The sequence below is a fragment of the Mesorhizobium tianshanense genome (assembly GCF_007830515.1).
GTDB lineage: Bacteria > Pseudomonadota > Alphaproteobacteria > Rhizobiales > Rhizobiaceae > Mesorhizobium > Mesorhizobium tianshanense.
On the sequence record NZ_VLKT01000015.1, the window covers coordinates 86141 to 108519 of the forward strand.

Sequence of the window (22379 nt, forward strand, 5' to 3'; positions counted from 1 at the left end):
CGACGGTTGGGTCGTCATGCGACGCCCCAACTGAACATCCGCAAGGGGATCGAATCCGGCCGTTCAAAGCGATCGGGTTTGGCCCCAGGACTAAACAAGCCCGATCAGGCGGCGGATGCGGCCGATGTCCGTGCCGATGAAGGACTGCATGCCGATGGCCACCTGTTCCGGCGCCATGGCGGCGACGAAGCGGCGGAACTCGTCATCCGACAACGCTTCGCCCGTCCAGTGGACGCGGCAGAACTCCTCCGAGCCGTGGAAATGGCCGGCGCCCTCCAGCACGTCGTCGACAAAGCGGCCGTAGAGCATGCATTCGGAGAATTTGCGTGCCGCGCCGACGACCTCGACCCAGTTGCGGCCGTGGATCTTCTCGATCCGGGCGCACATGGCCGTCACGGTTTCGCGGCGCCAGGCAATCAGCGTCGAAATATAATCGTGCGTTGAAACCACGGATGGCTCGATGCCGAGCGCCGAGCCCGCATTGCGCGACCAGACACGATGCTCCTCATGACCGGCGCCGGACAGCACGCCGTTGCGGCGGAACAGCCGCACCTTGCCGTCGCGCCAGAAGGCGCTGCAGTCGAATGGCTTGAGGAAGGCCACGTCGGAATCGCAGAAGACCAGCACGTCTTCCCCGGCATGCGCCGATATCGCGATGCGGCGAAGCTGCTGCACATGCCAGCCGCGCAGCGGCATGGTCTTCAGGCTGAGCCAGATGCGCCGGCGGAACAGGCTGAGCGGATCGTCGAAGGCATGCAGCCAGTGCGGCAACAGATCCCGCTCGTCGACGACGGTGCGGCGGCCGTTCTCCAATCTACGAAACAGCGCCACGTCGCGATGCTCGACAAGCAGATAGTGGTGCGCCACGCCGGAAACGCAGCGGTCGAGGGTTTCGCACAGCAGGCGGCAGCGTTCGAAATCCGGCGCATAGCTTGCCGTCACCACCGCCGCCGTTGGCGTCTGGCGAGGGACATCGGCTTCGGCATCAGGGCGCGGTACGAACCGGCTGTTCAATGGCCTGCTCCGGGGCCTGCTCCGGGGCGCGCTCTGGCTGACGTCGGCCGGCGCGACAGTTTCTGACCGATGACGCGCCACAGGAACAAAGGATTGCCCACGACGTAGCGGCGCCAGAGGCGGCCCGGTTCGATCCACAACCGAAACAGCCATTCGAGCCTGAGCCGGCGCATGCACAGCGGCGCCCGCGGTACCGCGCCGCTCAGGAAATCAAGCAGCGCGCCGACGGCGATCGGCAGCGTGCAGTGGCGTGCATCGATGTGGCGCGCGATCCACAATTCCTGGCGCGGCACGCCCATGGCGACAAGCAGCACGTCCGGCCGCAATTTCGCGATGCGCTCGACGATTGCCGGTTCCTGGGCGGCGGAGAAATAGCCATCATGGATGACCACGAATCTGTGCTGCGCCGCAAGCGCCGCAAATTGCGTCAACGCCGCCTCGGCGTTGACGTGCGTCGCGCCGAGCAGCCCGATCGTCAGCGGCCTGGCGGACGCCTGCAGGAAGGCGGGGATGAAATCGGTGCCGTTGAGATTGTCCGGAAACGATGCCCCATAAAGCAGTTTCGCCGCCAGATCGACGCCGACGCCGTCCGGGAGGATGAGAAAATCGTCGAGCGCCTCGGCAAAGACCGGGTCCGTATAGGCGACATTGGCATTGTGGGCGTTGAGAAAGGTGACCTTGGTGAAGCGCCGCTCCGCAATCAACCGGGTCAGCAGGGAAACCGCATCGTCCCAATGGACGGCGAGGACCGAGATGCCCAGGATCGATTTCAAACTGTCGACCCCGAACGCGGCGCGGGCGGTGTGCATGTTCACGCAAACACCTCCTGCCTGAGGGACCCGAGCTTTTTCAGGCCATGCCTGATTGCGGCATCGAGCGCCTTCACCTGCCGGTGATGAAAAGCGCTGCCGTCGACGTCCCTGATGTCGGCTGCTGCTGCTTCCAGGGCGCCGGCGAAGGCGACCGGATCATCGGTCACGACGCAATTGACTGGGCGATGGTCGATGCCGCGCAGCGAATGGCTGGTGGCGACGGAAGGCAGGCCGAGTTCGAAGGTCTCGATGGTCTTGAGCTGCACGCCGCTGCCGGCGGTGCTGATCAGCGGGATGACGGCGGCACTGCGCACGAAAGCCTGCGCGTCCGGCACGCGGCCGACGAATTCGACGCCCGGATGCGCGGCACTGACGCCCGACGGCACGCCGCCGGCGATCCTGACCCGGAAATCAGCCTTTAGATGCGGCACTACATTCTCCAGGAACCAATCGAGGCCGATGCGGTTCGGCTGCCAGGTCCAGGTGCCGATCAGAGCCGCGTCGCAATCGATACGGCGCGTTTCGTTTTGCACGGGCGCCTCGGCGCACGTCACCAGCGGCAGCACCGCCGAACGGTCGTCGGAGGCGACGCCGAGCGCCGAGCGATCTTCCTCGGCCAGCGTGAAGACGAAGCGTGCCCGGCGGCAGAGCCGTTCTTCCATGGCCTTGAGCAGCCTGGCCTCACGGCGAAACAGCAGGCGCTGGAAAAGACTGCCCGCGGCAGCGGCATTCTCCTTGGCCGAACGGTGCTCGACATTGTGGGCGACGAAGATCGACGGCCGGTCGCCGAAGAGCCTTTCGAAAGCGCCGGCGAACTGCACCGAATTCAAGACATAACCGTCGAAAGGCCCGGCGCGTTCGACGGCGGCGCGGACCTCGCTATCGGAGACCACGCGCAGCTTGACCGACGCGAAAGTGAGGCCGGAGAGCATCGCCTTTGCAACCCAGCCGAGCTTTTGCAGCGATGACGCGCTTTCGGTGCGCACCTCGACGGCACCAAGCACGATAGTGTTTTGCGGATCGCTGGCAGGCTTGCCCGGCCAGGTGAAGCCGATCACGGTGACGCGCGCGCCGGCGCGCCGCAAGGCGGCGATGATCGCGGCATTGGCGATCTCATAGCCCGAGGCAAGAGCGCCGTCGGGCACGATCGATGTGGCGAACAGCAGATGCATCTCACCTATCCTGAAGCGGATACAGCTAGCGACGCGCGGTGAAGCCTTGATTAAGTGAAGGTTTCCGGCGGCCGGGAGTTGCGGATTTGCGGGCTTGTCCACGAAAGGTGATTAACGAAACGTTATCATCGCGATGCTATCGAGAGCCAAACTCACCATCCCGGGCTGGACACGGATGATCCCTTTGCCATCGGACGGTTCGGTATCGATCGCGGGGCGGTCTCCGGGACTTGTCGCGGCGGCCGTCGAGGCCGTCGTCACGCTGCCGACCTTCAAACGGCCCGAGCAACTGCTGGCGACGCTGGCATCGCTCAAGGCCCAGCAAACCGGCAGGCGCTTCGCGATCATCGTCATCGAGAACGAAGCCGAGGCGCGCGCCGGCGCCAAGGCGGCGCTGCCGCTGTTCGAGCGCAGCGACATTGCGGGCATGGTCATCATCGCGCATGAGCGCGGCAATTGTAGCGCTTACAATGCCGGCTGGCAGACGGCGATCCTGCACTTTCCCGATTTCAGGCACCTGCTGGTCATCGACGATGACGAGATCGCCGATCCGCACTGGCTCGAGCGCATGTGCAAGGCGGCCGACGCGCTCAGCGCCGACATCGTCGGCGGCCCGCAGATGCCTGTGTTTGCCGACGCGGCCCATGCAAGATGGGCCGCGCACCCGGTCTTTGCCCCACCCTACCGGGAAACCGGGCGAGTGCCCGCGCTCTATTCCTCCGGCAATCTGCTGGTCGGACGCAACGTACTGGTCGCCATGGGTCCGCCGTTCCTCGACCTGAAATTCAACTTCATGGGCGGCGGCGATTCCGATTTCCTGAGCCGTGCCGCGCAGAGAGGTTTTGTGCTCGGCTGGTGCGCCGAGGCGCAAGTGCATGAGACCGTCCCAGCCCGGCGCGTCGAAGCCGACTGGATCCGCGCCCGCAGCCTGCGCAATGGCGTCATCTCGACACTGGTCGAGAAGAAGAAACGGGCCGGCACGCCGTTCGCCGGCACCAAGGTGTTTCTGAAGAGCCTGGCGCTGCTTGCCGCCTCGCCGTTTCGCGGCGCGGTCAGGCTGACGCGGACGGGATCGGCGGCGGCGGCCTTGTATCCCGTCCATGTCGCCCTCGGCCGCGTGCTTGCCGAATTCGGATATGCCAATGAGCAATACCGGCAGCCTGAGAAGAACTGAGCGCGCACCGCTCAGCGCTGCGTTCACACGCGAAGGGGTCGCGACCGCGGTCGCGGCGCTGCTGTTCACCGTCATCCTGGTGTCGTTCCGGCCTTTTCAGCCGGCCGGCGCCGAAACGACCGGCAACGGCGGCGACATCGTCAACCAGCTTGGTTTCGGCTCGCTCGGCGCGATCTCGATCTTCTCGCTGCTGGCGTTCGCCGACCCGCGCGTGGTGCGCACGCTGCTCGGCCCATCCTGGCTGCTGATGCTGGGTTTCCTCATGCTGTCGGTGGTGATGGCAACCGACCCGCCGTCGGCAATGCGCGCCGCTTTCTTCACGTTGATCGGCATCTTGACGATGGCGACGATCCTGGCGCTGCCGCGCAACGCAGAGGCTTTCTCGAAAGTCATCATCTTTACGTCAGTCGTCGTCATGAGCCTCTCCTTCATCGGGCTCATCGTCTTTCCGCACGAGGCGCTGCACACCACCGATTCGCTGGAGCCGGAACATGCCGGCCTGTGGCGCGGCGTGTTCACTCACAAGAACATCGCCGGCCCGATCATGGCCTGCTTCAGCTTCGCCGGCCTGTACCTCTACCGGCGCGGACAGCGGTTATGGGGCGCATCGATCTTTTGCGCGGCGATGATCTTCATGCTGCACACCGGTTCCAGGACGACGGCCGGGCTGGTGCCGTTTTCGATCCTGATCGTCGTGCTGCCGAGCCTGATCGGCATGCGGCTCGGCACGCCGATCCTGTTCGCGCTGGCGATCATCGCCACGGCGATTGCCACGCTGGGCATCGTCTTCCTGCCGCCGGTGCAGCATCTGACGGCTATCTATTTCCCCGACCTGACCTACACCGGACGCACGACGCTGTGGGAGTTCGCCGGCGAGATGCTGGCGAAGCGGCCGTGGACCGGCTACGGCTATGAAAGCTTCTGGGGCACGCCGCTGCTGCTCGACCAGGACCAGCCCTTCGACCGGGCCTGGGACATCAGGACCATCGTGCATGGCCATAACGGCTATCTCGACATCGCGGTGCTGATGGGCATTCCGGCGCTGTGCGTGGCGGTCTACACCTTCCTGATCGCACCGCTGCGCGATTACATGCGCATTCCCTTGCGCAAGGAGAACATCTATCTCGCCGACTTCTTCATGATGGTGGTGCTGTTCGCGGCACTGAACGCCTTCCTCGAAAGCTTCTTCTTCCATCGCGCCGATCCGGTCTGGCTGTTCTTCGTCTTCGGCCTGTTCGGTCTCAGGCAGGTGTCGCTGCGGCCGATAGCGGTTCGTCCTCTGTCCTGATCCTCTGTCCCAACAGGGGCTTTCCCGCGCTGCCACGAACGTCTAAGGGAAGCCGACATTTTGTTCGAGCATCGGATTTTCCCAAACCGGCTCTCCCCCCTTTGGGTCATGCCCGAGGGCAGGCTTTGGGTCCGATGCTAGCGGAGGCTCTCGATGACGATCAGGCTTGTTCTCGCCGGCTGCGGCAATATGGGCTACGCCATGCTCTCGGGCTGGCTGAAATCCGGCAAGCTTCCGCCGGCGGCGGTTTTCGTGGTCGAGCCCAATGCCGATTTGCGCAAGCGCGCCGAAGCGCTGGGCTGCAGTGCTGCCGCGGACGCCGGCGACATTCCGGCGGATGCCGTGCCGGACCTCGTCGTCATCGCCGTCAAGCCGCAGGTGATACGCGACGTGACGGCCGCCTACAAGCGCCTCGGTGACGGCCGCACCACCTTCCTCAGCATTGCCGCCGGGACACCGGTCGCCACCTTCGAGGCCATTCTGGGCGACCGCGCGCCGATCGTGCGCTGCATGCCAAACACGCCGGCCGCCATCGGCAAGGGCATGATGGTGGTGTTTTCCAACCGGCTGGTATCCGACGACACCAGGCGTTTCGTCGCCGACCTGCTTTCGGCGAGCGGTGAAGTGACCGATATCGACGACGAAGGCCTGATGGATGTGGTGACGGCGGTGTCCGGCTCGGGACCGGCTTACGTCTTCCACTTCATCGAGGCGCTGACCGTGGCTGCCGAGAAGGCAGGATTGCCAGCCAAAACCGCCAGGCTGCTGGCCATGCAGACGGTCTATGGCGCTGCATCGCTTGCCGCCGAAAGCGGCGAGGAGCCGGGCGTGCTGCGCCAGCAGGTGACCAGCCCCAACGGCACCACGGCCGCCGCCCTTGCCGTGCTGATGGGCGAGGACCGGCTGACGCATCTGCTGACCGAAGCGGTGGAAGCGGCGCGGTTAAGGTCGATCGAACTGGGGAGATAGCGGTGGCTTGCGAACGGCGGTCGATCGACCGGGCGGGGTGTCGCTCTGCTGTTCGCGCAAGTTCGTCGATATCAATCGACAGCGCCGCATATTCGAACATGCCGCCCATGCTGCCCCAATGTTCCTGCCGCGGCTGTAGCACCGACAAATCGCCCTGCTTGGCCACATTCGATCCAAAGTGGGCAGCGCCCCGGTCTCCGAAGTGAATTCCGAGCAGGACCTGGCTCTTGTGTGACGTTCCGCGGTAGCGGTGGTCCGAAACAAACTTTCCGTTCGTGAAGGCGAAATCGCTTCCGACAAGGGCGCTGGTTCTGCCTGAGAATGGACCGGTGCGCAGCGGCACAAGTTCAAGGTCCACGCCGCTCAATTGGCGTCGAAGTAGGTGATTCCCTGGCTCATTGCTCCGGCTCCGAGTGGGCTACGGCACCGACTTTGGGGGTGAAGAGCAGGCGGAAGTCCGCCCCATCTTTATTTCAGTTCGGCTTGGCGCAAAATGCATAGTCAGCATCGCCGCACGACGTCTATCATTCTACGGCCGCCGTAGCGAGTTGCGCCACGTTAAAGGTTACCCTGGCGGGGCGTTAGGATACAGGAAACATCAGGGGAGGCAAACATGCACAACATCGTCCGACTGATTGGCGCTTTGACTACGGCGGCGTGTCTGCTTGTGCCCACAGCGCAGACCAATGCCCAGACATTGCCGAAGAACGTGCCGACCAAGGAAGAACTCGCCAACGACAACAATCTCTTCCTGAAGCTGGCGCGCAAATTTCTCAAGTGGGACGAGCCCGAGGAGCCGGTCAGGATTGCCGGACCCATTTATTTCGTCGGCACCAAGGGACTTGGCGCCTTCCTGTTCACCACCTCGGAGGGGCACATCCTGATGAATACCGGCATGCCCCCGTCAGGGCCGATGATCGTCGACTCTATTCGCAAACTCGGTTTCAAACCCGAAGACATCAAGATCATGATCAATGGCCACGCCCACGTCGACCACGCCGGCGCCTTCGCCTATTTCAAGAAGCTGGCTGGTGCCGAGGTCACGATCATGAAGGACGATATCCCGCTGATCGAGAACGGCGGCCGAGGCGACTTCAAATATGCCGACGATTTTTCCTATGAGGGCGTCAAGGTCGACCGCGTGCTGACCGACGGGGACACAGTCAGGCTCGGTGATCTCCTGTTCACCGCCTATCACACGCCCGGCCACACGAAGGGCGCGACCACCTGGGTGCTGAACATGGTGATTGATGGAAAGCCCTTTGTTGTGGCGTTCCCCGACGGGGCCGGTTTCAACCCGGGCTACCGGTTGGCGAAGAACCCTATCTATCCCGGCATCAACACCGACTATCGCCGCACAAACCATTTCCTTGAGCTGCTCAAACCCGACATCTGGCTGGCGCAGCACAACGAATATTACGACTTCGAAGGCAAGCGAAAGCGGGCCCAGACGGAAGGCGTGAGCGCATGGATGGATCCGGAAGGGTACAGGCGATTCATCGCCGGCAAGAAACGCGCCTTCGAAGACGAGGTCGACGTGGAATTGGGCGCTCCCAAAGCCGGTAAAAAATAGAGCCTTTCTTGTTCAAGTCCTTGAATTGCGGAGGAATTTCGATGCAAAATGCCCGTATTGCCTCAGCACCCTGGCAGGCGGCGCCAGTTATTTTAGCGATCGCGCTCGCCGCCCTGGAGGCATTGAGCCCCGCGCCGGCCACTGCGCAGGAAACTTCAGGTGGCAAACCAGTGACGGTCACCGTCGGCAACTTCATCCGCGCCGAGACCGACTTCTACTTCAAGACGCGAGAGTTCGGCAAACTGAACCATAGCCGGACCATGGCCGCGATCGACGAGCAGGACGTGGTCCGGATGAACCGCGACACGCTTTACTCCTCCGGCGTGTTCGATCTCGATGCGGCTCCGGTGACCATTGCGCTGCCGGACCCTGGCAAGCGCTTCATGTCGATGCAAGTCATTTCCGAGGATCACTACACCCTCGAAGTCGTCTATGCGCCGGGGAGTCACACCTACACCAAGGACAAGGTGGGCACTCGCTATGTCTTTCTGCTTGTCCGCACGCTTGCCAATCCCGAAGACCCGGCAGACCTGAAGATTGCCAACGCCCTTCAGGATCAAATCAAGGTCGATCAAGCGAGTGTGGGAAAATTCGAGGCGCCGGACTGGGATTCCGCATCGCAAGCCAAGGTGCGCGATGCCCTGAATGCGCTCGCCCCTCTGCGCGAAGGTGACAAGGGCGCCATGTTTGGCACTCGAGAGGAGGTCGATCCAGTCGCACATCTCATCGGCACGGCCATCGGGTGGGGCGGCAATCCCGACTACGCTGCTGTCTACAGCAGCTTCTATCCGAAGGGCAACGACGGCAAGACAGTGCACAAACTGACCGTCAAGGACGTGCCGGTGGACGGCTTCTGGTCGATCAGCCTCTATAATGCCAAGGGTTTCTTCGAGAAGAACGACCTCAACGCCTATTCCATCAACAATCTCACGGCGAAGCCAAATCCCGACGGCTCTTTTGCCGTCCAGTTCGGCGGTTGTCATGATGACACAGCGAATTGCCTTCCGATCATGGGGGGCTGGAATTACACGGCGCGCCTCTACCGTCCGCGCAAAGAAATCCTCGACGGCAGTTGGAAGTTTCCGGAAGCTCAGCCGGTTACCGAGTGATGCGCGCAAATCCGCATTGATGAAACCAGCTCTCTGTGGAGAGGTAGAGTGCGATGAGGGGAAAACTCAGCATCCTGTCAGCGGCGACCCTGCTCTGGGTGTGCAATGATGCGGCGGCCATAGACGACGGGCCGCGCGGCTACCAGCTTGTGCCGGAGGGCACCAACGCGATCACGGTCATCGGTCTCTTTCAGGAAGGCAACCAGTCCTTCGGTCCCGGCACCGCGCTGAGCGGAGCCGACATTGATATCGATATCGGCCTCGTTCAGTACACGCGTTCATTCAACATAGCAGGTAATCTGGGAGCCCTGTTCGTTGTGCTTCCGGCCGGTAAGGTCTCTGGGACGCTGCATACTGCCGTTGGCGATCTCGAAGGTGAGAGTTCCGGCATCGGCGATCTCATCGTGGGTGGAGTTGTGGGCCTGTATGGCTCTCCGGCCCTGCCCAAGGCCGAGTGGGCCGCCTACGACCCGGGACTATCGATAGGGCTGCTGGGCAAGGTGTATGCGCCGACGGGCGCATTCAGCGGCGACAAGATAATCAATCTCGGCGCGGATCGCTGGGTTGGACAGATCGGCCTGCCGATGAGCTATTATTTCGGAACGTCGATGCTTGATCCGGAGCTGGCAACGCTAGAGCTGGTGCCGTCGGTCACGTTCTTCAGCGACAGCGGTGATACCAGCCAGGACCCCATTCTCACACTTGAGGGGCATGCCACCCGCAATCTCGGCAGCCGGTTCTGGGCCTCCCTGGACGGACTCTACGTGTACGGTGGAGAGACATCCACGAACGGCATATCGAATGGCGACACGCAGGAGTCCTTCGCCCTGGGCGGGACGCTTGGGGTGAATGTGACGCCGTCGTTCTCGATCAAGTTCAGCTACGGAGAATTCGTGTATCACAATACCGACGGCTTGGATGGCCGGAGTTTCCGGGTCGTCTCAAACTTCGTCTTCTGAGCAGCCGATGTCGGAGACCCTAGGATCCATGCCGTTACAGTGGCCTAGAAGTGCAGCGATCCAGTGGTCTCAACAGACCGAGCCGCATCGCCGCTTCAAGCACCATGAGCGCCGACGTTATCCTTGCGGGCGCTGCCTCGATGTGGTCGCTCCATTCGCCGGCATCAAGGATGTCCCCACAAGTCGTCGATCTCATCCTTGTTCACAGGCCGGCCGTACTTGCCCGCTTTGGCTTTGAGAGCGTGGGCAATGGCTGCGAGCCGTTCGGCCAGAGGAATGCGTCCACTTTCCTGCTTCAATTCGGATTCACGCATCTCGATCACTACCCTAATCTCCGTACAGCATCTCGTCCTGCAGCCGCCGCAAGGCGAACAGCCTGGTCGTCGGGTCGGGCGCGGCACTGCCTGACGTCAGCAGCTCGCCCTTCCTGACCGGTCTCAGCACCTTGCCGCCCTCGAGCAGGCCGACCGGCACGGCGTGGCTGGCGCGAGCCTCTTCGACGGTCATGGTCCAGGAGCGATAGCAGGTCTCGCCGATCGCATCGAAAATCTCTCCGGCGGCGAGATCGCGCTTGGCCACGGCGCAGACCTCGGCGACCGGCCTCGGCAGCGGCACCATATCGGCCTTGCCATGGAGCGCGATGCGGGCGGCGGTCAGCGGCACTTCCAGCGAGGTCAGATGATACGGCCGGAAGAAGCTGTAATAGGGACCGTGGCCGATATGGAGGTCGTCCATGCGCTCGATGATGCGCGGATGCGTCGCCTCGACGATGACGAAGACGCCGGGCGCCACGCCCTTGCCGATCGTGTAGTCGACGACGCCCTTCCTCGACAGGATGCCGCCATCCGCGCGCGGGATGAGCACCTTGGCCAGTTCATCGCGGTCGGCCCTGGGGCCGTGCATGCCGGCAATGTCCGGCACCAGCCCGGTGGCGTTGGCGATGGCGCACATCTCGACCATGGTTTTCGAGCCGTCGACGAACTCGACCAGCATGCGCGGGTTCATGTTGCGGCGATGCGCTTCCTCGCGATAGTCGTCGGGCACGGCGTCGTGGTTGAGCGGGTTGTTCTTGCCCTTGCCGGCCGAGACGATGGTGTAGCCGAGCGCAGAGGCGAACTCGATCAGCTCCATGCAGCTTGACGGCTCGTCGCCGGCGCCGACCGAGTAGACGACGCCGAGCCGGTCGGCCTGCTGCTTCAGGTAGCAGCCGATGGTGACGTCGGCCTCGACGTTCATCATCACCAGGTGCTTGCCATGCTCCATCGCCATCAGGTCGAAATCGGCGGCGACGCCCGGCTTGCCGGTGGCGTCGATGACCACGTCGATCAGCGGATTGGTCACCAGCATCTCGTTCGAGGTGATGGCGATTTTCCCGCTCTCGATCGCCTCGGTGACCTTCGTGTCGGTCTCGGCTTCCCGCGCCATCGCCTCGTCGCCGTAGGCGATGCGGATGGCATCGCGCGCGGTGTGCGGGCGTCGGGTCGAGATGGCGCATACCGAAATGCCCGGCATCAGCATGCCTTGCGTCACCAGGTCCGTGCCCATCTCGCCGGAGCCGATGACGCCGATGCGCACCGGGCGGCCTTCTGCGGCGCGCTTGGCGAGATCACGGGCAAGCCCGGTCAGGGCGACATTGGTCATGCGCAAGTCCACTGAATTTTGATGTGTGGGCGGGAATAGCAGGGAAAGGTAACCTTTTGCCAACGAAACCGGCCGCAGGCGCCAATTTCTTGGCGCGTGACCCCGAGAACCTAGTTGGCGCCCGCAAAGATCATGCTCCGGCCCAAAGTGCCAGAGGATCTTTTTGGAGCCAACGTTCGCGTTCTATCCAGCGCCAGCGAGACCTGTGACGCCGCTGCGCGAGTCTGGCCTGGAAGAAGCTGGTTCAGCGCCGGCGGACGGCGAGGAGCGCGGCTAAACAAATGGAGGGAAATTCTTAGTCATTCCTTTATGCATCCTTGCTTAAATGGGGAATGGATTGGCGTGCCCGCACCTTCAGACGTTTTTTCCGCCGCCTGTGCCGAACCGGCGAGAGCGGCAACGTTGCTACTATTTTTGCCCTGTCTTTGCCAATCGTTGTCGGCGGAGCGGGCCTCGGCGTCGAGACTTCCTATTGGTACTACAGCAGCCTGAAGCTACAGGCGGCAGCGGATGCGGCAGCCTATGCCGGCGCTTTGGAAAAAGTTTCGGGATCCGACAAGCCAGCGATCGTCTCGGCCGCGACGCTGTCAGCGACCACGAACGGCTGGGCACCATCGACAGGCACGATCGAGGTCTTCACGCCTCCATCGTCGGGACCGAACGTTGCAAAAAAGGCGGTCGAGGTCATCGTTCATCAGAACCTCGATCGATTTTTCACGTCGATATTCACGCAAAATGCGGTTGGCGCACAGGCAAGAGCGGTGGCTCTTATCACTGACGCTTCAAAAGCCTGCGTTCTGGCGCTCAATCCTTCCGCTTCGAAAGCGGCGCTCTTTTCCGGCAGCTCGACCACAAAAATGACGGGCTGCTCCGTCATGTCGAATTCGATAGCTCCGGACGCCATCAAGCTTCAGGGATCGGCAAGCCTTGATACCGACTGCCTGATATCGGCCGGTGGGATGTCATTGGCCAATCCTGTGAAGACCGTCTGCACCAGCCCGATAACCCAGGCGTTGCCCGCTGCCGATCCTTTCGCCGACCTACCGACGCCACCGGCCACGAACCCCTGTCAAAACGGCAATCAGTCGACGTTGCAACCTGGAACATACTGCAAAGGGCTCAGCCTGAGCGGCAATGTAACACTCTCGCCCGGGGTATACGTCATTCAGGGAGGCGATTTCAAAGCGAGCTCGAATGCAAATATTTCCGGCGACGGCGTTGTCATCTATCTGGCCGGCACCTCCGGCGTCACCATGAACGGCACGGCCACCGTCAAGCTTAGCGCACCGACGTCAGGCACCTATTCAGGTGTGCTGTTTTACGGCGACAGAGCAAACCTGGCGGGATCGAACACGTTCAATGGCACGGCGGATTCGCTTTTGACCGGCGCTCTGTATTTTCCAACGCAGGCGGTCGATTACCTCGGCAATTTCTCGGGCAAAGGTGGATGCACGCAGGTCGTCGCCAGCACCGTGCAGTGGTCCGGCAACACAAGCATCAACCAGGATTGCACCAGCCTCGGGATGCGCGAGATTCCGGCAACGCAGTCCGTTCGGCTTGTCGAGTAATCTTCGTGGAACGGCGACCAGTCCGGGCTTTTCGGAACGATTCGGGCGCGGCCGCAGTGGAGTTTGCGCTGGTCGTGCCGATCCTTTGCCTGGCACTTCTTGGTATCATTAACGGCTGGTCTTTCGTATCAAGCTCGTTGTCGATGCGTGCAGGCGTCAAGACGGCGGCAAACCTTGTGATGCAAGGATCAGCCAACGACGCGGCCATCCAGGCCGTTGCCCTTTCGAGCTGGGAAAACCGTCCCGGCGACGCGCAGGTGACTTTGGGGCGCACATACATGTGTGGGAGCGTCGTGGCCGATCCAACAACCCTGTGCAACGGTTTGAAAATTCCCTCGGTCTTCGTTGAAATACAAGCGACAGCGACCTGGTCCCCGCCCTACAGTTTCGGCGTGTTTTCCTTGTCGCGCGAGATCAGTCATCAGCAGGTGATTCGTGTCCGCTAAACGGAGAATCTTCACGCGTGATGGATCAGGCGGAGCTGCGTTGGAGTTCGCACTGATCGCGCCTTTTCTGATGGTGCTTCTGTTCGGCATCTTCGCATTCGGCTGGGCTCTGAATGCCATGTCGAGTGTTCGATACACGCTGGAAACGTCTTCGCGTGCGCTGCAGATGAAGAACTCGCTGACCCAAAGCGAAATACAGGCCATCGCTACGCAAAAATTGCTCGCCATGGGATTGAAAAATGTCAACGTGACGATAGTGATCGACCCCAAAAGCGGCGGCTTTCAAATGGCGCATCTCACGGCCAGATACGCTTTCGTGATCGAGTTCCCGTACTTCGACCAATATCCGATACATTATGCGACAACTGTCACAGTTCCGTTGGTCGCATCGTGAGCGCGTCCAATCGCGCCCTTAGGCAAAGGGGCGCCGATTGATCAGCGTCGCCGCGGGCTGATCGGCGGCGTGAGCAAACGGATCGTCGTTCCAATGCCTGTCGCCCAAAAGCGCGTAGTGGTCTTGGGATAATGACTGCATAAACAAACTTAAAGCGCGCCGCCTGGATCTCTTCAACGCGACGCGCTTTTAATGGCTGCAAAGACATGTTTCCGGACAGGACAGCCGCACTGCGGTCGGCTCGTCTGCCGGCTGCTTCGTCAGAACTTGTATGCGACGCCTACGGAGACCGTGTGCATCGTCAGGTCGACTTCGCCGCGCGTGATGTCCTCTGTACCGAAATCGTAATAGCGATACTCGGCCCGTCCAAGCCAGTTGTCGGTGAAAGCATGTTCAACGCCAAGGCCCGCGGTCCAGCCGGTGAAGCTCAGATCGTCATCTTCCCCCACCACGATCGAAGGCACTTCGCCATGCGCAAAAGCAATACCCGCCGTGCCGAAAAGCAAGGTGCGATCCCAAGCGTAGCCTAAGCGTCCGCGCACGGATCCGAACCAGTCGATCTCGGCGTCTGCGTCATCGTCGAACTCGATCCAGCTCTTGTTTACATCGCCCTCGATACCGAACACGAAATTCCCGGACTGGAAATTGTAGCCGGCAAGCGCTCCAACAAATGGTCCGTCCAGATCGGCCGATCCAACAGTTGGTGGAGCGGTGAAAATCGTCACATCCGCATCAGCCCAGCCGTAGCCGCCCTGAACGCCAAGATAGACACCGCTCCAGTCATAGACCGAAGCGACCACAGGCTCTTCATACACCGGGTCCGCCGCGAGAGCGCATCCACTCCAGGCAAGCAGGACCGTGGCGGTGAGAGCAGTCCGTCTGATGGAAAACATAGCACCCCTCCTCAGGCTTAAAATGAGCTCGGCTCAAAATGAGCCTCACCGTATCCTGCCAAGTCCTTAAAGTCTGTTGCGGAATTGCAACAGTGCGGGAAAACCAGCGGCACGTCGACCTGCCGCCAACGGCGCCATGGCAAGCGGCCGCGCACCGGAATGGCAACATGACAGGGTCGTGGCTCTCAAACTTATTGAAACCCCGATCGGTAGAGACTCGGTGCGAGAGGTTGCACCAAAAACCAGGTCCATCACCTGAACTCCTACCTGCAGCTCTGGTCCGTTGCCGCGCTGCCTCTAATTGCCTGCTGAGAAGCAGGTGAGGCAAATATGTGGAATGTGGCGAAAGAGAGCTGGGCACTCCTTGCGGAGAGCATTGTCGGCTTCATCAATGACAATGCCCTGAGCCACGGGGCGGCAATGGCGTTTTACGCCACAACCTCGCTTGCGCCGATCCTGCTCATCGTTGTCGCTATCGCCGGCATGGTCTTCGGAAACGATGCGGCGCAACTGGCCCTTTCGGCTCAGCTCGCGGGCCTGATGGGTCCGCAAAGCGCCGAGCTTTTGCAGGCGACAATCGAAAACGCGTCAAGCCGGACCGCGGGTACCCTTGCTGCCATTTTGGGTCTCGTCACGCTGTTCGTTACCGCATCCGGCGTGTTCGGCGAAATGCAGCTTGCCCTGAACGAGATCTGGAAAGTCAAACCGAGTGGAACGTCGATTTCACGGATCGTGCGAGCCCGCGCCGCAAGCCTTGGGCTCGTCGCGGCGCTTGGCTTCCTGCTCCTGGTGTCGCTGGTCGCGAGCGCTGCAATTTCGGCGCTTGGCGAAATCATCAACGCCTATCTACCCTTCGGCACCATGATCCTGAGCGCAATCAACGGGATCGTCTCGTTTGCCCTGATCGCGCTTTTGTTCGCGGCGATCTACAAGGTCCTGCCAGACCGCGCGCTGCGATGGCGCGACGTTGGCGTCGGCGCAGTGGTAACGGCGTTTCTCTTCACGGTCGGCAAGTCGCTGATCGGCTGGTATATCGGAGCCAGCGCTATCGCATCCGCATACGGGGCAGCCGGTGCACTGCTCGTCGTGCTGCTGTGGGTCTATTATTCGTCCGAGATCTTTCTGTTGGGCGCCGAATTTACACGAGCCTACTCGGTTCGACACGGCAGCCGATCCGATCTGGCGGCGACTATCAAAGCAAGTGATCGCGAACAGAAGCTGGCTGCGGCGGCCAGGATTGAAAGGTCTGAAAGCGAAGTCGTCGGCTGGATTGTCTTCAGCAGTCTCCTCACCGCGTTTCTAAGCCATTTCTGGCGCCGGCGCTGAGGCGTCCGGCGCGGCGCCCCGAGGCTGGCATGGCCATGGGGACATCCGATCACAGCGCTCGACGCCTCCACGACGCGGAAAGAGCATGAGAGCCCCGCGATCAGGCGCGGGCATTGGAACGGAAGCCAGCCAAACGTTGCTCGCAGGCGAAACAGAGGACGTCATTTGAACTCGGCTGCAGAACTCCAAGGGAGGCTCCACCTGCAAAAGATGCTAGATGATGTTGCGCGCCGGCGTCGCACGCAGCACACCGCTCCTATCCCTGAACTCGGCGCGTTAGTCTGCTCTTGCAGAAGGAATTTCCAACTCTGCGGCCTCGATGCGGATGTTGACCATCGTGGTGGACAGCTCACATCTAAGTCCTTCCGGAGCATAGTGAACGCGCACCTTACCGTGAAACTCCCCTGCCAGTGCTTTCTCGATCAGACGTGAACCAAAGCCGCGACGTTTGGGCTCGGCAACGACGGGGCCTCCTTGCTCCTCCCAAACAAGACGAAACTCTTCGTCCGAACCAGGCCTGCCGATCTTCCACGAAATGGTCACTCGCCCGCAATCGTCCGACAGCGCTCCATATTTGGAGGCGTTCGCGGCCAACTCGTGGATCGCCAAACCCAGCGACAGCGCCTGCCTAGCTGCAAGGTCGAGAGGCGGACCTTCCATGCTGATGCGGCCCCCAACGCTTCGGAACGGGGATAGAACCCTTTCGATGACGGCTCTTACAGACGCACCGCCCCAGCTCCCTTCCGCCAAGACTGAGTGAGCTTCTCCTAGTGCCGAGAGACGCTTGCCAAGCGTGGCCTTAGCTTCCTCCATGGATGAAGCCGAATGGAATGTCTGGTTGGCGATGGCGGATACCATTGCCAGTAGGTTCTTGATGCGATGGGCGAGCTCGGCATTGATAAGGCGGGAGTTCTGATCGGCCCTGACCTTACCCGTCGTTTCGATAACCGTGTCCATCATACCGGCGACCCTGCCTTCCGCGTCGCGGATGGGACTGTAGCAAAACGTGAACCAGGCCTGCTCCGGATAGCCATGCCGATCGACGACGAGAGGGAAGTCTTCGATGAACGTGGCTTCGCCCGCGTATGCCCTGTCTACGATCGGCCCAATGGTGTCCCACGCCTCGGCCCAAACTTCCGAGAACGGCCTGCCCAACGCTTCGGGCTTGTCGCCCAGGAGCGGTCGGAATGCGTCGTTATAGATCGTGACCAATTCGGGTCCCCAGACGATGCATTTTGGGAAGGCAGAGCTCAGCATAATGCCCACGGCCGTCCTTAGCGACGCGCCCCAACACTCGATGGGGCCAAGCGACGTTGAAGCCCAGTCATAGGCGCGCACAGCGGAAGCCATTTCCCCAGCCGACTCCAGGAACTTGAAGCTTACTCTTTGCACGACGTCCCTCGCCACAGCACGCTGATCATAACGCGTGAAAAATTCTCTTCCGGCAGACGGTTTGAGACACTTCGGCATGGCACTTCATTGACTTGCGCGTCAGGTTCCAGCCCGTTTCGATCTCCCATCTAAAGCAAGTTACGAGCTTGATCCTTCGCTGAAGCCAACAGGCCGATATTTGAATCTTAGATCATCGTGCGACAATGCTGGTTGACGTGGATCAAGAACTGGGATGGGGGTGCGGATCGACATGGCTTAGGCCTGTGTGTAGGAGCCGTCGACGTGGAATCCCACCTCCGAAATCGAAGCGGTCGCGACACGTTCGGTGGCCTGTCCGGTGCTTTAGTTGAACCGGTGCCGGGGCTTACCGAACATGCATCAGGGTTCAGATCCTCCGCAAATTGGGGCAGTCGACGCGACGCGCATTGTCTTTCCCCCCCTGGCAGCAACAGCCGCAACGAACGCCTTCGCCGCCGCGTCACACATAGTCCGCGACGGCCCGTTAGAATAAAGAATGACCCTCGCGGCTTTTAGCGAGAGACCATGCTTTTTCGCAAAAAACTCAACCTCATAGGAGTGGTTCTCGGAGGCGGAGTCGGGGATGCTCTTTATCTTGCCCATACGGACCGTGTACGCAGATATACAAATCCTGCCTATATCAAATGTTGGTGACGAAACCGAATTGGCGCAGCTACATTACCGTGCCATGTGCACACGCGGCGCCGATTTCTCATACCGCTGGATATCAACGCCTGAAGGGCCAGTCAAAGATCCAATGCTGGCGGCAATGGACTTGGCTGATGAGACCGGGGCGGCGGACGCAGAGGGCATCGCCATCGGCGAGATCGGTGAAGAGATCGGACGCGTTCGCGAAGTGATTATCCATGCCTTATGTCGACCCGACAGAGGGCGCGCAGGGGTTCCATGACAGCAGCATTCCTCCGAAGATCCGACAAGCACCTCAGCTAAGCATTTCACCGCGGCTCCCGCACCATGCTGAGATAGGTTGGATCGAATTCGGCGATTTCCTGCAGCCGGTGCCAGTTCAAGATGGTCACAGTGTAATTCGCCCAGCTTATCACCCCAACTTTACGCAACGCGCCGATAACCCGGTTCATATGAACAACCGACAGGCCAAGCACATCGGCCAGCTCGGCCTGTGACAGTGGTAGGTGGAAACTCATGCCGTTGGCGCGCTTCACGACCTGCAGGCGCACGAAAAGCTCGCAGACAAGGTGGGCAAGATGCGCTGTCTTCGACCTCCGCCCCATGGCCACGATCCACTCGCGGTGGATCGCGCCGTCTACAAGCGTATCAAGCCATAACAGCCTGGTCAGATGTGGAGCTTCCTCTGTGATGACCCGCAGGCGGCTGTGCTCTGCGACAATCACTCGACAGGGCGACAGCGCCACGATGCCATGATCCATCGTTTTCAGCAGGAAGGCGTGAAGGTCCACAAAATCGCCCGGCACCTGCAATGAGGTAAATTGCCGACCGCCATCCTCGAGCACTTTGTAGCGGGCGGCCAGACCCTCAAGAATCAACGTGCTGTAGGTTGGCCTAGATCCCTCCGAAACCAAGTCCTGTCCGGCCGAAAAATCCTTCTCGAACGACATGACGCCGGCCAACAAGGCCTTTTCCCGGTCGGAAAGGGCATCGTGCTGACCGAGGTTGAGAAATAGGGACTCAAGCATCCTGACCTCCAGCAATCGCGCCTGAACGCCGATCGCCGAGGGTAATTGGAAGCATACTGCGCGGCTTCGGGACCTCAAGGCTTTCGGAAAATGGCGTACCCTAACAACAATGCACCCCATCCTACTGAAATGCCATCGCTGCGGAACAATGGCGATCAACGCGAATTAGCCCACGATATCAGTCGGGGTTTCCGAAGATGCAGCGCTTCTATTTTGACGTCTACAACGCCGACGGTCCAGAAAGGGATGCCGAGGGGCAATTGTTCGAGACGCCCGACCGAGCGAGAGCAGAGGCGCTTCGGATATTGCACGACATCGCACACGACGAGATGCCGGATGTCGATCTGGTGAAGATCACCGTCAAAATCCGAACCGACGGGGATCGGCAAATTTTCGAGGCGTCACTCACCCTGACATCAGATTGGAGTTGTTAGGAACCAACGGCGTTGGAAGCAGGCGCAACCAAGCTCGCGCCTAGTTCGGTGCGCTCAGAGAATCCAATATCCGAAGACCCGCGCTCGACTTCCGGGGTTTAAGCAGACATTGCTGCCGAGCCGCCTTCTCAAACGCAAGGAAGGCGGTATCCGGCGTACAGATACCGTCCCTTGCCGCAGCGAGAAGGCGAGCCGCCTCCCTGTAGGCGTCTGCCTCTTTTTTCGGCCAGTGCCCGGCCAATGCTTTCTCAGCCTCGCTGATTGACGACACCTGCATCGAGCGTCCATCTACAAAGCAGATCGAAAGCGGTAGAAACTTGCCCATCGTGCACCAACTCCGTTTGCGAGTTCGACATAACGCGACCGGCGCGGACTAGTTGCATCCGAAAACGTCTGTTTCATCGCACCAATCGCACTCTTCACACTTACTGTGCGGGCGGGTGCCCACTCAGGGCCAAATCTTCAAAAGACCCAGGAAACCCGCTATGGAAGTTGCTGCTCTGGTCCTCTGATCGCGAACGGAAGCTGGCTGCAGAGGCCAGGATTGAACGGTCTGAAGCGCAGTCGTCGGGAGGATTGTCTTCAGCAGTCTCTTCACCGCGTTTCCAAGCCATTTATGGCGCCGGCGATGAGGCGTCCGGCGCGGCGCCCGGAGGCTGGCAAGGCCTTAGGGATATCCGATCGAAGCGACGCGCGAAGTTCCTTCGCCGCGGCCACCAGCTTGGCGCGGTTGCTTCCATATTTCTTGATCAACTGATGGACTTGCGCTGGGGTGATGCCGTTTTGCCGGGCAAATTGCCTTACTACGTAATCCTCGCTGCCGGAAATCCGATCCCGGTGGCGGGGATAGAGATTCGCCGCGTCGGCTGTCATGCTTACTCTCCTTTGGTCACCATTGCTCACGATGTATGGTGGCCAACGCAAAAGGAGCGATTTCGTTGCCGCATGCGACACCAGCGCACCTGTGCTTTCGCCGCAGACCCGAACGCCGGGCCAAACGGACCAACGCGCCTTCGGTTGAGTTCATTGTCGATTTTTCGAGACTCAGCCCTCTGGCACGCGCATGATGTGGGCAGGGAGGAAGAGCCGTGCGCGAATTGCCAAAGAGCATTGACGCAGACGTTGTAATCGAAATCAGCAGGTTGCTCGACGACCGGGCCAAGTCGGCGCCAGTGCCAGTCCACAAGCTTGCCTCGATGATCTCGCATAGTGTCAAGACCGACCTGCCGACAACTTCCATTGAAGAATTGATCGTTGAAATGGCCATGACCCGCCAACTCCCGATGCTGTTCGATCTACCGGAGGCGGATGCAGATAACGTCATATCGATCGCCTTGGCGCGCGCCAGCTGATCCCGCCGAGGGAACTTTCGTTCGAATGCGATTTCAAGCGCGGATCGCTGGCCCGGCCGGCGGCTTTCTGCCGCGACGCCAACAACAAACATCATAGGCGATCCGATACTCCGGAACATATGGTGTCCATTTGCATTTCCTTTGCACAACAAAGGAGGAATCCATGAACTGGGATCAGATCAAGGGAAAATGGATGCAGTTCAAAGGCAAGGCCAAGGAGCAATGGGGCGACCTCACGGACGACGACCTTGATCGCATCGAGGGCAATCGTGACCAGCTCGCAGGACGTATTCAGGAGCGGTATGGAATCGCCAAGGAAGAGGCAGAGCGCCAGATAGACGACTGGTCGAGAAGGCTCCCCTAACGCTGGATCCAACTCAGTCCGGCCGGAAGCTCGGCGCGTAGCCCGCCAATTTGTGGCGCAACTGGTAATCCACCATAGCCACGACCGGCAAGGAACTTTTAGTCGTATCTAATGTTCTAGGTGCGTAGCCAACCTCGACCCGACGTTTCGGGCGTGGCCCAGAGGCGAAGGAGCGTAACGATGAACAACATTATCTGGCTGGTCGGCGCCGTCGTGATCGTCATAGCCATTTTGAGCTTTTTGGGTCTGCGATAGCGGCTGGGCACCCCATAAGATCGGGCAGTCACGGAAATCTCCGAACCGGGATTTGCGGAACAGACGTCCGATCAGTGATCGTGCCGGCATCGACGGTAATCAGCCAGCCGGCAGTCGATTCCCTGCTGTCTGATTGCAACCAATAACGGTGCTGGACCACCCTGCTCAAGCGTCTTGCTGTTTTTGCTCCCGCTGGGCCTCGATCTCTTCCGGTTCCTTGTCGTCGATTCTTGCGGTCTCGCTGTCCGCTTCACCAATCGCGCGAAGCAATTCGTCCAGTTTGGCGTGTAGCGCCTGTGTGTCGCGTTGCTCGGCACGCTGGATGAATAGCGTCATCGCCCAGGTCGCCAGTGTCGCAATGGCGTGCCAGTCCACGCTGCGCCGATCGAAGATGAGCCAGAGGCCGGCGTAGGCGAAGAAGATCAGAAACGCCTGCGGGCGCGATGTCAGCGTGCCAATATGTGTAATGGCGCTCCTGACTTGATTGCTTATCATTTGCAGCGGTCTCCTATGTCCGATCAAGAATCGATTTCGAGCGGAGCGTGTCCCG

At 60.7% G+C, this 22379-nt stretch carries 27 protein-coding genes and 1 pseudogene; 15 read left to right on the top strand and 13 right to left on the bottom strand.

What is annotated here, in order from left to right:
- Positions 1–90 precede the first annotated feature (90 nt).
- From IQ26_RS13960 to IQ26_RS13970, 3 genes are read right to left on the bottom strand one after another with little or no spacing between them, the layout of a single operon-like run.
- Positions 91–1014 carry a DUF6492 family protein gene (locus IQ26_RS13960; protein ID WP_145718089.1) on the bottom strand — a complete coding sequence of 308 codons (924 nt, stop codon included), beginning with the start codon at positions 1012–1014 and terminating at the stop codon, positions 91–93.
- The gene (locus IQ26_RS13965; protein WP_145718091.1) at positions 1011–1829 is read right to left on the bottom strand and encodes a WecB/TagA/CpsF family glycosyltransferase; all 819 of its coding nucleotides are present in this window, start codon (positions 1827–1829) and stop codon (positions 1011–1013) included. Before IQ26_RS13965 ends, IQ26_RS13960 begins: the two co-directional genes overlap by 4 nt.
- On the bottom strand, positions 1826–2998 hold the full coding sequence (locus IQ26_RS13970) for a glycosyltransferase (protein WP_145718092.1): 1173 nt from the start codon (positions 2996–2998) through the stop codon (positions 1826–1828). Before IQ26_RS13970 ends, IQ26_RS13965 begins: the two co-directional genes overlap by 4 nt.
- A gap of 175 nt (positions 2999–3173) precedes the next feature.
- Between IQ26_RS13970 and IQ26_RS13975 the strand changes: the two genes are divergently transcribed.
- The 6 genes from IQ26_RS13975 to IQ26_RS14000 all read left to right on the top strand — a co-directional run bounded on the left by IQ26_RS13975 (position 3174) and on the right by IQ26_RS14000 (position 10070).
- Entirely contained in the window at positions 3174–4172 is a 999-nt protein-coding gene (locus IQ26_RS13975) for a glycosyltransferase family 2 protein (protein ID WP_145718094.1), read from the top strand.
- Positions 4141–5460, top strand: coding sequence for an O-antigen ligase family protein (locus tag IQ26_RS13980; RefSeq protein ID WP_145718097.1), 1320 nt, complete (start codon positions 4141–4143; stop codon positions 5458–5460). The genes IQ26_RS13975 and IQ26_RS13980 overlap by 32 nt, the downstream gene beginning before the upstream one ends.
- 153 nt (positions 5461–5613) lie before the next feature.
- Positions 5614–6429: a pyrroline-5-carboxylate reductase gene (gene proC, locus IQ26_RS13985; RefSeq protein ID WP_145718099.1), complete on the top strand. Its 816-nt coding sequence runs from the start codon at positions 5614–5616 to the stop codon at positions 6427–6429.
- Positions 6430–7042: 613 nt separating this feature from the next.
- Positions 7043–8002 carry a subclass B3 metallo-beta-lactamase gene (gene bla, locus IQ26_RS13990; protein WP_145718101.1) on the top strand — a complete coding sequence of 320 codons (960 nt, stop codon included), beginning with the start codon at positions 7043–7045 and terminating at the stop codon, positions 8000–8002.
- 41 nt (positions 8003–8043) lie between these two features.
- Positions 8044–9111 carry a DUF1254 domain-containing protein gene (locus tag IQ26_RS13995; protein WP_145718103.1) on the top strand — a complete coding sequence of 356 codons (1068 nt, stop codon included), beginning with the start codon at positions 8044–8046 and terminating at the stop codon, positions 9109–9111.
- Positions 9112–9164: 53 nt separating this feature from the next.
- Positions 9165–10070, top strand: a complete 906-nt coding sequence (locus tag IQ26_RS14000; RefSeq protein WP_145718105.1) for a transporter — start codon at positions 9165–9167, stop codon at positions 10068–10070.
- Positions 10071–10234: 164 nt separating this feature from the next.
- Here the strand turns inward: IQ26_RS14000 and IQ26_RS14005 are convergent, their stop codons facing one another.
- Together IQ26_RS14005 and IQ26_RS14010 are read right to left on the bottom strand one after the other, a co-directional pair.
- Positions 10235–10393, bottom strand: a complete 159-nt coding sequence (locus IQ26_RS14005) for a hypothetical protein (protein ID WP_240547110.1) — start codon at positions 10391–10393, stop codon at positions 10235–10237.
- Between the two features lie 4 nt (positions 10394–10397).
- Positions 10398–11711, bottom strand: coding sequence for an NAD(P)H-dependent oxidoreductase (locus IQ26_RS14010; RefSeq protein ID WP_145718107.1), 1314 nt, complete (start codon positions 11709–11711; stop codon positions 10398–10400).
- Positions 11712–12043: 332 nt separating this feature from the next.
- Here IQ26_RS14010 and IQ26_RS40355 point away from each other — a divergent pair.
- Positions 12044–12184, top strand: a pseudogene (locus IQ26_RS40355) (hypothetical protein); the annotation flags it as partial.
- A 47-nt stretch (positions 12185–12231) separates the two neighbouring features.
- On the opposite strand, the gene IQ26_RS39710 reads toward IQ26_RS40355, so the two are convergent.
- Together IQ26_RS39710 and IQ26_RS39715 are read right to left on the bottom strand one after the other, a co-directional pair.
- Complete coding sequence (locus tag IQ26_RS39710; RefSeq protein ID WP_167522684.1) at positions 12232–12399, bottom strand: hypothetical protein; 168 nt, start codon at positions 12397–12399, stop codon at positions 12232–12234.
- 6 nt (positions 12400–12405) lie between these two features.
- On the bottom strand, positions 12406–12588 hold the full coding sequence (locus IQ26_RS39715; protein WP_167522685.1) for a hypothetical protein: 183 nt from the start codon (positions 12586–12588) through the stop codon (positions 12406–12408).
- Between the two features lie 82 nt (positions 12589–12670).
- Between IQ26_RS39715 and IQ26_RS40360 the strand changes: the two genes are divergently transcribed.
- The 3 genes from IQ26_RS40360 to IQ26_RS14025 are packed head-to-tail and all read left to right on the top strand — an operon-like array spanning position 12671 to position 14119.
- Positions 12671–13279, top strand: coding sequence for a hypothetical protein (locus tag IQ26_RS40360; protein WP_240547120.1), 609 nt, complete (start codon positions 12671–12673; stop codon positions 13277–13279).
- Positions 13280–13335: 56 nt separating this feature from the next.
- Positions 13336–13725 carry a TadE/TadG family type IV pilus assembly protein gene (locus IQ26_RS14020; RefSeq protein ID WP_240547111.1) on the top strand — a complete coding sequence of 130 codons (390 nt, stop codon included), beginning with the start codon at positions 13336–13338 and terminating at the stop codon, positions 13723–13725.
- 40 nt (positions 13726–13765) lie between these two features.
- Entirely contained in the window at positions 13766–14119 is a 354-nt protein-coding gene (locus tag IQ26_RS14025; protein WP_240547112.1) for a TadE/TadG family type IV pilus assembly protein, read from the top strand.
- Positions 14120–14379: 260 nt separating this feature from the next.
- On the opposite strand, the gene IQ26_RS14030 is transcribed toward IQ26_RS14025, so the two are convergent.
- Positions 14380–15012, bottom strand: coding sequence for an outer membrane protein (locus IQ26_RS14030; protein ID WP_145718116.1), 633 nt, complete (start codon positions 15010–15012; stop codon positions 14380–14382).
- Between the two features lie 330 nt (positions 15013–15342).
- Here IQ26_RS14030 and IQ26_RS14035 point away from each other — a divergent pair, with 330 nt between their 5' ends.
- Positions 15343–16338: a YihY/virulence factor BrkB family protein gene (locus IQ26_RS14035; RefSeq protein WP_145718118.1), complete on the top strand. Its 996-nt coding sequence runs from the start codon at positions 15343–15345 to the stop codon at positions 16336–16338.
- A gap of 276 nt (positions 16339–16614) precedes the next feature.
- On the opposite strand, the gene IQ26_RS14040 is transcribed toward IQ26_RS14035, so the two are convergent.
- Positions 16615–17550 carry an HWE histidine kinase domain-containing protein gene (locus tag IQ26_RS14040; protein WP_240547114.1) on the bottom strand — a complete coding sequence of 312 codons (936 nt, stop codon included), beginning with the start codon at positions 17548–17550 and terminating at the stop codon, positions 16615–16617.
- Between the two features lie 781 nt (positions 17551–18331).
- Here IQ26_RS14040 and IQ26_RS14050 point away from each other — a divergent pair.
- Complete coding sequence (locus tag IQ26_RS14050) at positions 18332–18658, top strand: DUF768 domain-containing protein (RefSeq protein WP_145718124.1); 327 nt, start codon at positions 18332–18334, stop codon at positions 18656–18658.
- A 46-nt stretch (positions 18659–18704) separates the two neighbouring features.
- Here the strand turns inward: IQ26_RS14050 and IQ26_RS14055 are convergent, their stop codons facing one another.
- Positions 18705–19424, bottom strand: coding sequence for a Crp/Fnr family transcriptional regulator (locus IQ26_RS14055; RefSeq protein ID WP_145718126.1), 720 nt, complete (start codon positions 19422–19424; stop codon positions 18705–18707).
- Between the two features lie 197 nt (positions 19425–19621).
- Here IQ26_RS14055 and IQ26_RS14060 point away from each other — a divergent pair, with 197 nt between their 5' ends.
- On the top strand, positions 19622–19858 hold the full coding sequence (locus IQ26_RS14060) for a DUF6894 family protein (protein WP_145718128.1): 237 nt from the start codon (positions 19622–19624) through the stop codon (positions 19856–19858).
- Positions 19859–19898: 40 nt separating this feature from the next.
- Here the strand turns inward: IQ26_RS14060 and IQ26_RS14065 are convergent, their stop codons facing one another.
- Both IQ26_RS14065 and IQ26_RS14070 read right to left on the bottom strand, forming a co-directional pair.
- Positions 19899–20183, bottom strand: a complete 285-nt coding sequence (locus IQ26_RS14065) for a DUF982 domain-containing protein (RefSeq protein WP_145718129.1) — start codon at positions 20181–20183, stop codon at positions 19899–19901.
- Between the two features lie 269 nt (positions 20184–20452).
- Positions 20453–20731, bottom strand: coding sequence for a DUF3606 domain-containing protein (locus IQ26_RS14070; RefSeq protein ID WP_145718131.1), 279 nt, complete (start codon positions 20729–20731; stop codon positions 20453–20455).
- A 215-nt stretch (positions 20732–20946) separates the two neighbouring features.
- Between IQ26_RS14070 and IQ26_RS14075 the strand changes: the two genes are divergently transcribed.
- Together IQ26_RS14075 and IQ26_RS14080 are read left to right on the top strand one after the other, a co-directional pair.
- Positions 20947–21210: a hypothetical protein gene (locus tag IQ26_RS14075; protein WP_145718133.1), complete on the top strand. Its 264-nt coding sequence runs from the start codon at positions 20947–20949 to the stop codon at positions 21208–21210.
- A 163-nt stretch (positions 21211–21373) separates the two neighbouring features.
- On the top strand, positions 21374–21574 hold the full coding sequence (locus IQ26_RS14080; RefSeq protein WP_145718135.1) for a CsbD family protein: 201 nt from the start codon (positions 21374–21376) through the stop codon (positions 21572–21574).
- A 420-nt stretch (positions 21575–21994) separates the two neighbouring features.
- Here IQ26_RS14080 and IQ26_RS14085 read toward each other — a convergent pair whose 3' ends face one another.
- A complete protein-coding gene (locus IQ26_RS14085) occupies positions 21995–22351 on the bottom strand; it encodes a low affinity iron permease family protein (protein ID WP_322791150.1) in 357 nt (118 codons plus the stop codon).
- Positions 22352–22379: the final 28 nt, after the last annotated feature.